Source organism: Streptomyces sp. NPDC088733 (genome assembly GCF_044751185.1).
Taxonomy (GTDB): Bacteria; Actinomycetota; Actinomycetes; order Streptomycetales; family Streptomycetaceae; genus Actinacidiphila.
In genome coordinates this window covers 165,468-177,216 of record NZ_JBIVLH010000019.1, presented here as the reverse complement: position 1 = coordinate 177,216, position 11,749 = coordinate 165,468, and the positions used below count along the sequence as shown (strand labels likewise).

General features: G+C 72.1%; 10 protein-coding genes. 5 read left to right on the top strand and 5 right to left on the bottom strand.

The window, feature by feature from the left end; all coding sequences use genetic code 11:
• Positions 1-358 precede the first annotated feature (358 nt).
• The 3 genes from ACIP64_RS29700 to ACIP64_RS29690 all read left to right on the top strand — a co-directional run bounded on the left by ACIP64_RS29700 (position 359) and on the right by ACIP64_RS29690 (position 3,528).
• Positions 359-1,216: a helix-turn-helix transcriptional regulator gene (locus ACIP64_RS29700; protein ID WP_360901209.1), complete on the top strand. Its 858-nt coding sequence runs from the start codon at positions 359-361 to the stop codon at positions 1,214-1,216.
• Positions 1,217-1,398: 182 nt separating this feature from the next.
• Positions 1,399-1,608 carry a DUF397 domain-containing protein gene (locus ACIP64_RS29695; protein ID WP_401592571.1) on the top strand — a complete coding sequence of 70 codons (210 nt, stop codon included), beginning with the start codon at positions 1,399-1,401 and terminating at the stop codon, positions 1,606-1,608.
• A 384-nt stretch (positions 1,609-1,992) separates the two neighbouring features.
• Positions 1,993-3,528 (top strand): sodium:solute symporter family protein, encoded by a 1,536-nt coding sequence (locus ACIP64_RS29690; RefSeq protein ID WP_401592569.1) that lies wholly within the window; start codon positions 1,993-1,995, stop codon positions 3,526-3,528.
• 28 nt (positions 3,529-3,556) lie between these two features.
• Here ACIP64_RS29690 and ACIP64_RS29685 read toward each other — a convergent pair whose 3' ends face one another.
• Positions 3,557-4,663 (bottom strand): ADP-ribosylglycohydrolase family protein, encoded by a 1,107-nt coding sequence (locus ACIP64_RS29685; protein WP_401592567.1) that lies wholly within the window; start codon positions 4,661-4,663, stop codon positions 3,557-3,559.
• A gap of 141 nt (positions 4,664-4,804) precedes the next feature.
• On the bottom strand, positions 4,805-7,378 hold the full coding sequence (locus tag ACIP64_RS29680) for a bifunctional FO biosynthesis protein CofGH (protein WP_401592565.1): 2,574 nt from the start codon (positions 7,376-7,378) through the stop codon (positions 4,805-4,807).
• A 121-nt stretch (positions 7,379-7,499) separates the two neighbouring features.
• Between ACIP64_RS29680 and ACIP64_RS29675 the strand changes: the two genes are divergently transcribed.
• Positions 7,500-7,901, top strand: a complete 402-nt coding sequence (locus ACIP64_RS29675) for a MerR family transcriptional regulator (RefSeq protein WP_401592563.1) — start codon at positions 7,500-7,502, stop codon at positions 7,899-7,901.
• Positions 7,898-8,272, top strand: a complete 375-nt coding sequence (locus ACIP64_RS29670) for a thioredoxin family protein (RefSeq protein ID WP_401592561.1) — start codon at positions 7,898-7,900, stop codon at positions 8,270-8,272. Before ACIP64_RS29675 ends, ACIP64_RS29670 begins: the two co-directional genes overlap by 4 nt.
• Before the next feature lie 4 nt (positions 8,273-8,276).
• On the opposite strand, the gene ACIP64_RS29665 is transcribed toward ACIP64_RS29670, so the two are convergent.
• The 3 genes from ACIP64_RS29665 to ACIP64_RS29655 form a co-directional block, all read right to left on the bottom strand.
• Positions 8,277-9,107: a TIGR03619 family F420-dependent LLM class oxidoreductase gene (locus ACIP64_RS29665; protein WP_401592559.1), complete on the bottom strand. Its 831-nt coding sequence runs from the start codon at positions 9,105-9,107 to the stop codon at positions 8,277-8,279.
• Between the two features lie 116 nt (positions 9,108-9,223).
• Entirely contained in the window at positions 9,224-9,646 is a 423-nt protein-coding gene (locus tag ACIP64_RS29660; RefSeq protein ID WP_401592557.1) for a roadblock/LC7 domain-containing protein, read from the bottom strand.
• Entirely contained in the window at positions 9,643-11,739 is a 2,097-nt protein-coding gene (locus ACIP64_RS29655; protein ID WP_401592555.1) for a nitrate- and nitrite sensing domain-containing protein, read from the bottom strand. Before ACIP64_RS29655 ends, ACIP64_RS29660 begins: the two co-directional genes overlap by 4 nt.
• Positions 11,740-11,749 lie beyond the last annotated feature (10 nt).

Below are 11,749 nucleotides of genomic sequence, written 5' to 3'. Positions count from 1 at the left end.
CCCCCATCAACCGCCCACGCGCCGCCACCACCAGCACCGCATCCTCAACCGACCACACCCCCGCCACACACGCCGCCACCACCTCCCCCAACGAATGGCCCCCCCCCCCCCCCCCCCCCCCCCCCCCCCCCGGCCCCCCCCCCCCCCCCCCCCCCCCCCCCCCCCCCCCCCCCCGCCGCTGCCGTTTGTCCGCTCTTTTGAAGAGCGCAGCATACGACCATTTCCCAGCGGTGGGATGACCGATAGTGGCAGTCTGCTGACGAGCAGTACACGCCGGTTCACGTGGCCTCACGTCGGCCGGCGTCCGCAGACATCAGCGCAGAACACGCAGCCGCTCGCAACCGGAGGTGCGCATCCCGTGGCCGCCAACGTCAATCCCACCGTCAGGCGTCGCCGACTCGGGTCGGAACTGCGCAAGTTGCGCGAACAGAAGGGGATGACGGCCGAGGAGGTCGCGGCCCGGCTGCTCGTCTCGCAGTCGAAGATCAGCCGGCTGGAGAACGGCCGCCGCAGCATCAGCCAGCGCGACGTCCGCGACCTGTGCGGGGTGTACGGGGTCGACGACGCCCGGCTGGTCGACTCCCTGATGAACATGGCCCGCGAGTCACGCCAGCAGGGCTGGTGGCACGCCTTCGGCGACGTCCCCTACAGCGTCTACATCGGCCTGGAGACCGAGGCCGAGTCGCTGCGCGTGTACGACTCCCTGGTGGTGCCCGGCCTGTTGCAGACCCGGAACTACGCGGCCGCCGTCATCGAGGGCACCCTCCCGGAGGCGACGCCCGAGCAGATCGAGAAGCGGATCGAGATCCGGCTGCGCCGCCAGGAGCGCGTCACGGACCCGGACCTCCCGCTGCGCTTCTGGGTCGTCATGGACGAGTCGGCGCTGCGCCGCGTCGTCGGCAGCCGGGACGTCATGCGCGAACAGCTGGAGTACCTGGCCCAGATGAGTACGCAGGCGCACGTGACCGTGCAGGTACTGCCGTACGAGGCCGGCGCCCACCCCGGCATGTCGGGCAACTTCGCGATCCTGGAGTTCGCCGACGCGACCGACTCCAGCGTGGTCTACATCGAGGGCGTCACCAGTGACCTCTACCTGGAGAAGCCGACCGACGTGCACGGCTACAGCGTCATGTACGAGCACTTGAGGGCGCAGGCGCTCAGCGCCGAGGCGAGCCGGGTGTTCATCGCGGACGCCGCGAAGGAGTACGCGCGCTGACGGTGCGCCGCGCTTCCGGTGGTGAGAACCGGGGCCCAGGAGCGTACACCCGCGCCACCGCAAGACGGAAGGTGAACTTGGAATATGCCACCCGTTGGAGGTAACAGCGGCTGTGGCCAGTGATGTTGGCGAGTAGCTTCGATCACGTCAGAGCTGCACGATTGAGAAAGCTCGGAGCGATCATGGCTATTCAGCTCGGAAACACCAAGGCGTGGGTCAAGTCCTCGCGCTCCCAGGGGAACGGGGCCTGCGTCGAGGTCGCGTCCCGCAACCTCTCTCTTGTCGATGTCCGCGACTCCAAGGACCCCGACGGCCCCACCCTCGGCTTCCCCCCCGACGCCTGGTCGGCGTTCGTCACGGACGTGAGCCGTGGCGCCTTCGACCTGGACTGAGCACCACCGCAGTACCCGCAGAGCCCTCTCGACCGGCACGCCGTCCTGGCCGAGGGGGCTCACTGCTGTCCCAGGCCGTTTGCGGGCGGTCCCCGCCGGTGAACACGGGTGGGCCGATGCATTGACATCCAGGGGAGAACAACGGGTCGTTCCGGCGAAGTACCCGCCCATCGTCGGCCGCAGGACGTGTTCACGACAACGTCAAGTAAGGTCAAGAACAAGTAAAACAATTCTGCCATCTGATCGCAGTTCATATCCCTGAACGCGACTGGTCTTGACCATGCCCCCACCGCGCGGTTCAATCTGGGGCGCCGCCCCGCGACGGACGTACCGGCGAAGTACGCACCCGTTCACAAGGCGGACCCCTGAAGGGGGCAACAAGGCATGAACAGTCTCGACTGGGCCGTACTGGTCGCGTACTTCGGCGTGATGGTCGGTATCGGCCTGTGGTCCCACAAACGTGTCGACACCGTCGGCGACTTCTTCACCGCCGGCGGCCGCATGCCGTGGTGGCTCTCCGGCATCTCGCACCACATGTCCGGCTACAGCGCGGTCATGTTCACCGGCTACGCCGGCATCGCGTACACCTACGGCGTCACCTCGTACGTGACGTGGTCCTTCCCGATCGCCATCGGCATCGCCATCGGCGCGAACCTCTTCGCGCCGCGGCTCAACCGGCTGCGCTCCCGGCTCCATGTGGCCTCCCCGCTGGAGTACCTGAAGAACCGCTACAACGTGCCCACGCAGCAGGCGCTCGCCGTCTCCGGCGTCCTGCTGAAGATCGTGGACGTCGGCGCCAAGTGGGCGGCCATCGCCACCCTGCTGTCGGTCTTCACCGGTGTCTCCCTCAACCAGGGCATCCTGATCACCGGCGCAGTCACCGCCGTCTACTGCACGGTCGGCGGGCTGTGGGCCGACGCCCTCACCGAGCTGGGGCAGTTCATCATCCAGCTGCTCGCGGGCCTGGCCATGCTGGTCGCGGTGCTGGGCAAGATCGGCGGCATCAGCGGGCTGTGGACCGTGTGGGACAAACTGCCCGACAACCACACCGCCCCGACCGCCGGTCCGTACACGGTGACGTTCCTGCTGGCGTACCTGTTCATCAAGACCTTCGAGTACAACGGCGGCATGTGGAACCAGGCCCAGCGCTACATGGCCACCGCCAACGCCCGCGAGGCCACCCGCTCCGCCCGGCTGTCGGCCCTGCTGTGGTTCGTCTGGCCGCTGGTCCTCTTCTTCCCGATGTGGGTCGCCCCGCTGCTGGTGCAGGCGCAGAAGCCGGACGCCTCCGACTCCTACGCGCTGCTGACCGAGCAGTTGCTGCCGCACGGCCTGCTGGGCCTGGTCGTCGTCGGCTTCTTCTCGCACACCATGGCCATGTGCTCCTCCGACGCCAACGCCATCGCCGCGGTCTTCACACGCGACATCGCACCCGTGGTGTCCAAGGCGGCGCGGTCGTGGAACGAGCGGGCCGGGCTGGTCGCCGCCCGCGTCACCACCGTGGCGTTCCTCGCCCTGTCGATGGCGGTGGCCACCCAGGTCAACTCGCCCGCCTTCAAGGACATCATCACCGTCGTCATCAAGTGGGTGGCCGGGCTGATGGGCCCGATCGCCATCCCGTTCATGCTCGGCCTGCTGCGGTCCTTCCGCAGGTCCGGCCCGACCGCGGCCCTGGTGTCCTGGGCGGCGGGGCTGTTCGCCTTCTGGCTGACCAACTACGGCCTGGACGGCGTGCAGTTGCAGATCCAGATCGTGACGCCGCTGGCCGTCTCGCTCGTCCTGTACGTGCTCATCGGCTACGTCAAGCCCGAGGACACCCCGGAGCGGGACGCCCTGCTGGCCCGGATCAACTCCGACGACGACGGCAGCGGGGACGGCGCGGCGGCCGAGGCCGTGCCCGAGACACCGGCCACGGCCTGAGCGCCCCGGTGCCGCCGCCCGTGCGCGCTCAGGCGGCGGGGTAGCGCTCCAGCCACGCCGCCGAGACGCCCCCCGGCCCGTGCAGGGCCGGGGCCTGCGTCATCTCCATGGCGAAGTCGTCCGCGAGCTGGAGGATCGTGCCACGGCCCTCCAGCTCGGCGAGCCAGGCCGGCGGCAGCGCGGTCTCTCCGTGCTGGACACCCAGCAGGTTGCCGCAGATCGAGCCGGTGGAGTCGCTGTCGCCGGAGTGGTTGACCGCGAGCAGCAGGCCGTGCCGGACGTCCTCGGCCACCAGCGCGCAGTAGACGCCGATGGCCAGGGCCTCCTCCGCGGTCCAGCCCTCGCCGAGGGCCTCCACCCGCGCTGCGTCGGGCAGGCCCTGGCGCACCGCCCCGAGCGCGGCCCGCAGGGCGGCGGAGGTCTCCTCGTGCCCCGGGCGCCGGGCGATCAGGGCGAGGGCGTGCTGCACCGCGCCGTCCAGCGACTCGCCGCGGGCGAGCCCGTGGACGATCACCGCGAAGGCGCCGGCCGCCATGACCCCCGTGGGATGGCCGTGGGTCTGCGCGGCGCATTCCAGGGCGAGCTGCAGGACGAGCTGCGGCTCCCATCCGACGAGCAGCCCGAAGGGCGCGGACCGCATGACGGTGCCGCACCCCTTGGAGGCCGGGTTCTTCGGCTTGTCCAGGGTCCCCATGCGGTCGTCGCCGAGCCCGGTCAGGCAGGCCCGGCCGGGCGCGCGGCGGGAGTAGAGCCATTCCTCGCGGGCCAGCCAGCCGATGTCCTTGCGGCGCTCGTCGGGGCCCCAGTCGCTCTGCGTGGCGGCCCAGCGCCGGTACGCCCGGTGGATGTCGGTGGGCGGGTGCCACACGCCGGTGTCGCGGCGCACCTGGGCGCGGATCAGGCCCTCGGTGGTGAAGAGGGTCATCTGGGTGTCGTCGGTGACGGCGCCGCGCCGGCCGTAGGCGGGGACGTAGTCCGTCACGCCCCTCTCGCCGTGCGCGCCGCGGATCGCGGCGAGGGAGTCGAACTCGATGCCGGCGCCGAGCGCGTCGCCGATCGCGCCCCCGAGCAGGCAGCCGCGGACCCGGCTGCGGAAGTCCTGCTGCTCGTCACGCCCCCATACCGCCCCGGCCATGCCACTGCCTCCTTCGCAGACGCCGCCCAGCACTGTAATCGACCACGAAAGGCCGGATCCCGGCCGTGAACGGAATGTGGCCAGTCACTCGTGGCGGCGTTCCGGACAGATGCCGGACGGTCCCGGAATGTGACCCGGCGGTCAGTCCCCCAGGACCGGCAGGAGTTCGGGCAGGTGGCCGTCGGAGGCGAGGCCGGTGGCGATGCGTTCGGCGGGGACCTCTCCGTAGGTGGTGGTGCGCTGGCGGGCCGGGCGGCCGGCCGCCTCGGCGATGGCGACCAGGTCGCGGATGGACCGGTAGGAGCCGTAACTCGACCCGGCCATGCGGGAGATGGTCTCCTCCATGAGGGTGCCGCCGAGGTCGTTGGCGCCGGAGCGCAGCATCTCCGCGGCGCCGTCCGCGCCGAGTTTGACCCAGCTGGTCTGAATGTTGGAGATGTGGCCGTGGAGCAGGAGCCGGGCCATGGCCGTCACCGCGCGGTTGTCGCGCGCGGTGGGGCCCGGCCGGGCGATGCCGGCCAGGTAGACGGGGGCGTTGGTGTGGATGAAGGGCAGGGTGACGAACTCGGTGAAGCCGCCGGTCTCCTGCTGGATCCGGGCGAGCAGCCGCAGGTGGGCGAGCCAGTGGTGGGGCTGGTCCACGTGCCCGTACATCATGGTCGACGACGAGCGCAGGCCGAGCGCATGGGCGGCCTTGACGACCTCGATCCAGGTGGCGGTGGGGAGCTTGCCCTTGGTCAGGATCCAGCGGACCTCGTCGTCGAGGATCTCCGCGGCGGTGCCGGGGATGGAGTCCAGGCCGGCCTCCTTGGCCGCGGCCAGCCACTCGGGGATCGACATCCCGGTGCGGGTGGCGCCGTTGACGACCTCCATCGGGGAGAAGGCGTGCACGTGCATGCCCGGCACGCGCTCCTTCACCGCGCGGGCGATGTCGAAGTACGCGGTGCCCGGCAGGTCGGGGTGGATACCGCCCTGCATGCACACCTCGGTCGCCCCGACCTGCCAGGCCTGCTCGGCCCGGTCCGCGACCTGGGACAGCGACAGGGTGTAGGCGTCGGCGTCCGTGCGGCGCTGGGCGAAGGCGCAGAACCGGCAGCCGGTGTAGCAGACATTGGTGAAGTTGATGTTGCGGGTGACGACGTAGGTCACCTCGTCGCCCACGGTGTCCCGGCGCACGTCGTCCGCGATCCGGGCCAGCGCGTCCAGCGCCGCGCCGTCGGCGTGGAACAGCGCCAGCGCCTCGGCGTCGGTGAGCTTCGTGGGATCGTCGGCGGCCACCGACAGCGCCGTGCGCACGTCGGCCTCGATGCGGTCCGGGACGAATCCGGGCGCGGCCTGCTCGCGCAGCGCCTCCCAGTCGCCGTACACCTCGTCGAAGTCGTCGCGGCGGTCACCGGTGCGGCCCTCGGTGTCGATGGTGCGGTGCAGATCGGTGCGGCCGGTGGCGGTGAAGGCCTCGTCGGGCTCCTGCCACGGGCGGCCCTCCACCACCGCGTCCTCGCGGGCCAGCCCCGTGGCGGGGTCGGCCAGCGCGGTGACGTGCGGCAGCAGCCGCGGGTCGAGCCACGGCTCACCGCGGGTGACGAACTCCGGGTAGACGCAGAGGCGTTCGCGCAGCGTGAAGCCGGCCGCCGCGGAATGCGCGGCGAGCTCGTCGATCCGCGGCCAGGGGCGCTCGGGGTTGACGTGGTCCGGGGTCAGCGGGGAGACCCCGCCCCAGTCGTCGATGCCGGCGCCGATGAGGCGCGCGTACTCCGCGTCCACCAGATTGGGCGGGGCCTGCAGGTTCGCGGAAGGCCCCATGATGTGCCGGGCGACCGCGACCGTGGCGACCAGGTCGTCCAGTTCGGCGTCCGGCATGCCGCGCATCGCCGTGTCCGGCTTGGCGCGGAAGTTCTGGATGATCAGTTCCTGGATGCCGTGGTACGAGCGCGCGACGCGGCGCAGCGCGAACAGCGACTCGGCACGCTCCTCGTACGTCTCGCCGATCCCGATCAGCAGCCCGCTGGTGAACGGCACCGAGCTGCGTCCGGCGTCCTCCAGCACCCGCAGCCGTACCGCCGGTTCCTTGTCGGGCGAGCCGTAGTGGGGGCCGCCCGGCTCGGACCACAGCCGGGTCGCGGTGGTCTCCAGCATCATGCCCATCGACGGCGCCACCGGCTTCAGCCGCTGGAAGTCCGTCCAGCTCATGACGCCGGGGTTGAGGTGCGGCAGCAGCCCCGTCTCCTCCAGGATCCGGATCGACATGGCCCGCACATAGGCCAGGGTGTCGTCGTAGCCGTGCGCGTCCAGCCACTCCCGGGCCTCGGGCCAACGGTCCTCGGGCTTGTCCCCGAGCGTGATCAGCGCTTCCTTGCAGCCCAGTTCGGCACCGCGGCGGGCGATCTCCAGCACCTCGTCCGGGGACATGAACATCCCGTGCCCCGCCCGGCGCAGCTTGCCCGGCACCGTGACGAACGTGCAGTAATGGCACTTGTCCCGGCACAGCCGCGTCAGCGGGATGAACACGCTCTTGGAGTACGTGATGACGCCCGGGCGCCCCGCCGCCTCCAGCCCCGCGTCCCGGACCCGGGCGGCGCTCTCCATCAGGGCGGCCAGGTCGTCCCCCCGGGCCTGGAGGAGCACCGCGGCCTCGGCGGTGTCGAGGGCGACGCCGTCACGGGCACGCTTGAGCGCACGGCGCATGCTGTTGGCGGTGGGCGGGGTGTGCGTCATTCTCCGAGCATAGGTGCGCACTCCGTCAGCGGGCGCTGTCGCGTAGATCACCGGGGGGATTGCCGCCGGACGGGAATTTCCGGCTGGCCTTGACGTCGGGGTCAAGGTCTACGGTCGGTCCATGCGGATCGGGGAACTCGCCGAACGGGCCGGCACCACCACACGCGCCCTGCGGTACTACGAATCGCTCGGGCTGCTGCGGGCCCGGCGCACCGGCAACGGCTACCGGGCCTACGACGAGGCGGACCTGAGGCTGCTGCGGCAGATCCAGCTCCTGCGGGACGTCGGCTTCGAACTGGAGGACACCCGCCCCTTCGTGGACTGCCTGCGGGCCGGCCACCCCGAGGGGGACTCGTGCCCGGCCTCCCTGGAGGTCTACCGGCGCAAGCTCGCGGAACTGGACGAGTACGTCGCCCGGCTCACCGAGGCACGGGGCCGGATCGCCGGGCAGTTGGCCCGCGCCGAGTCGGCGGCGGCTCCCGCACCGCGTTGTGAGTTCACGTGCGAGGGGAGTACGACATGACCGATACGAGGACAAGCACGAGGCCGGAGTCGGGGCCGGGGACCGGCCCCGGGCACCTGGCCGAGGCGACCGACGCGACGTTCGCCGCCGAGGTGCTGGCCGCCGGGGTGCCGGTGCTGGTGGAGTTCGGCGCCGACTGGTGCCCGCCGTGCCGTCAGATCGAGCCCGTGCTGCGGGAGCTCGCCCGGGAGGAGGAGGGGCGGCTGAAGGTGGTCCGGCTGGACGTGGACCACAGCCCGTCGGCGCAGAGCGCCTACGGCATCCTGTCGGTGCCGACGCTGATGGTCTTCCGCGACGGCGAACCGGTGTGGTCGGCGGTCGGGGCGCGCACCAAGCGGCGGCTGCGGGAGGAACTGGCCGGCGTGCTGTGAGCGCTCACAAATACTGCGCGTAGTCGTCCAGGGTGCGCAGCACGTCCGCGGTGCCCGCGGAGGGCAGTTGCAGCACGACCTCCTCCACCCCCAGGTCGCGGAAGTAGCCGAGCTTCCCGGCGTTCGGGCGGACCGCGTAGGGCACGACCCGGGGGCCGGCCGGGTCGCGGCCCGCGTCGGCCCACGCCCGGCGCAGCGCCGGCAGGCTGTCCTTGAGCCCGCCGCCGCCGATCGGCAGCCAGCCGTCGGCGTACTCGATGATGTGACGGAACAGCACGGGCCCGGCGGCGCCGCCGACCAGGGTGCGGGGGCGGGTTCCGGAGGCGGGCTTGGGCCAGGCGTGGCTCGCCTCGACGCTCGCGTGGACGCCCTGGTAGGCGGTCGGTTCGGGCGCCCACAGGGCCCGCATCGCCGCCATCCGGTCCCGCACCAGGTCGCGGCGGCGGGGCCAGTCGACGCCGTGGCCGGCGGCCTCCTCCACGTTCCAGCCGAAGCCGACGCCGAGGGTGAACCGCCCGCCGGACAGGAAGTCCAGGCTCGCCACCTGCTTGGCCAGAACGATGGGATCGTGCTGGGCGACCAGGGTGATCCCGGTGCCCACGCGGAGCCGCCGGGTGACGGCCGCCGCCGCGGCGAGGCCGACGAACGGGTCCAGCGTGCGGCCGTACTCCGGCGGCAGGGGCCCGCCCATCGGCGCGGGGGTGCGCCGGCTGACCGGGATGTGCGTGTGCTCCGGCAGGTACAGGCCGTCGAAGCCGCGTTCCTCCAGCTCCCGGGCGAGCCGGACGGCCGGGACGGACTGGTCGGTCAGGAAGATCGTCGTGGCGATCCGCATGGCGTCGTCGCACCTCCCGTGTACGGGGCGACCTTAAGGCCCCGCGCGAGGCGCGGGAAGGACGCCGCACGGCTCGCGCACCGGGCGGGCGACGACGGCGGTCCGCGGGAGGCGGGTCAGCCCGCGGTGCCGACCGGGGCGTTGCGGAGTTCGGTGACGAGGGCCGGGGTGAGCAGTTCGCCGGCGCGGTCCGCGAGCACGGACATCTCGTAGCCGACGAGGCCGACGTCGCAGCCCTCGGAGGCGAGGACACCGAGGCAGCTGCCGTCGCGGATGCGGCCGACCATCATGAAGCCGCCCAGCATCTCGATCATGACCAGCTTCATGCCGTGGAACCCGTGCGCGGTGGCCGCGTTCTGGGCGAGCGAGGTGATGCCCGACACGACCGCGGCCAGGTGGTCCGCGCGGTCGCGGGTCAGCCGCTCGGAGGCCGCCATCAGCAGGCCGTCGGAGGAGACCGCGACGGCGTCGGTGACGCCGTCCGTGGTCCGTACGAAGTCGGAGATGAGCCAGCCGAAGCTCTGGACGGCGGTGGTCACGATGGCGTTCCTTCTTTGGTTCTGTACGGGACCGCTTGGGGGACGGCCCCGCGGGCGGGTACGGAGGGGGAACCGTTCTCGGCGCGGGCGACCCCGGCCCGGAAGGCGTTGAGCAGCGTCGAGATCCCGGGCTTGGGCGCCGGGGGCGGCGGCTCCTCCTCGTCGGGGGCGAGCAGCCGGGGAGGCAGGATCACCAGCGCGGAGACACCCCCTTCAGGGGTGTCGAAGAGGCGTACCTCGATGTCCTGGCGGCGGGCGAGCCGGCCGACGACATGGTGCCCGAGGAAGCGCGTCGGGGCGGACAGGAAGATCTCGTCCCCGCTGTCCGTGAGCAGCGCGTTGGCCCGCTGGAGGTCGGCTGGGCTCATGCCGACACCGTGGTCGACGACGGCGAAGCAGTACTCCCCCATCTGCTCGTCGCGCCAGCCGTGCACGTCGACGGACTCCTCGGGCGGGGAGAAGGTCAGCCCGTTCTCGATGAGTTCGGCCAGCAGGTGGGCGACGTCGGTGACCACGTGGCCGCGCAGGCTGCCCCGTTCGACCTGGGCGACCATCACCCGGCGGTACTGCTCGACCTGGGCGACCGCGGAGCGGACGGCCTCCAGCGCGGTCGCCGGGCGGGCGTTGGGGCGGGCGGTGTGCTGGCCGGTGAGGACCAGCAGGCTCTCGGCGTTGCGGCGCATGCGGGTGGCCAGGTGGTCCAGCTCGAAGAGCTCGGCGAGTTCGTCCGGGTCGAGCTCCCGGCTCTCCAGCCGGGTGATCAGGCCCAGCTGGCGGCGGATGAGGCCCTGGTTGCGGCGGCCCAGGTTGGCCAGCGACTCGGTGGTGTTGCCGCGCAGCCGGGCCTGTTCGGCCGCCAGGTCGAGGGCGGTGCGCTCGACGTTGCGCAGGGCGGCGGCGACCTCGGCGATCTCGGCGGCGCCGTGCCGCACCAGGACGCCTGCGGGCTCGGCGGATTCCGGCGGGGCCGCGCCCGCGGTACGGGCCTGCTGGATGCGCTGGACGGCCTCGGGGAGCCGCCGGCGGGCGATGTCGTCCGCGCCGCCGGCGAGGGCGGCCAGCGGGCGGGTGATGGAACGGGAGGCGAGCGCCGCGGCGGCGCTGACGATCCCCAGGATGAGCACGCCCACGGTGATGTAGAGGGCGAGCGAGCCGGCGGCCTGGTCGCTGAGCGTCCTGGTGCGGGCCGTCACGTCGGCGCCGACCGAGCGCTGCACCTCGTACAGCTCGTCGTTGAGGGCGCCGGTGCCGTTCCACCAGGCCCGGGAGTCGACGTTCAGGCGCGAGCCGTCGACGCCGCGCTCGGCCAGCTGCTCGTAGGTGAAGGTGTTGTTGGCGGCGGTGGTGCCGAAGGCCTGGTCCAGCAGGAGGCGCTGCTCCGGCGTGGCGACCTGCCGGTAGCGGCCGATCGCGGCCAGCCGCTCGGCGCGCTCCTGGATGAACTCCAGGTACTCGGCGCGGCGGAAGGCGCCGTAGGCGAAGACGCCGTTGAGCGAGCTGCGCTCGTTGGCGAGCGCCTCCTTGGCCTGGGCGAGCGCCTCGAGCGCGGCGACACCGTCGCGCAGCTCCCGGTCGCCGCGGGTGGCGGTACCGGCCGCCGGGTCGACGGCGTTCAGGCCCTGGATCGCGTAGGTGTAGAAGGTGTTCGTCGCATCGCGGCCGGCGATGTCGGAGTCGACGTCGGCGCGCGTCCCGGCGAGCCGGCCGAGCCGCGTCTGGATGACGTCCTCGACGGCCGTCTGGTCGCGCAGGTCGTGCAGTTGGACGTCGACGAGCCTGCGGGTGGCGACGAGCTGCTTGCCGTACCGGGTCTCACCGCCCAGCAGGCCGTTGGTCAGTCCGCGTTCCAGCTGGAGCTGGTGGACGAGCGACCGCAGCCGCAGCGACAGTTCGATCTCGGAGCGGGTGGTGCTGGCGTCGTTGTAGTCCTCGGCGCGCAGGTCCACGGCGAGTCCGACGAAGGCGAGCAGCAGGCAGGTGGGAACGGCGAGGACGACCGCCACCCGGCCCCGGATGGTCCGCCATCCCGGCAGGGGACGGGGGAGGGCTCTGAAGATCGATCGAGGTCGCCGCCGCGCCTTCCGCACCGTCATGCGCCAGCAT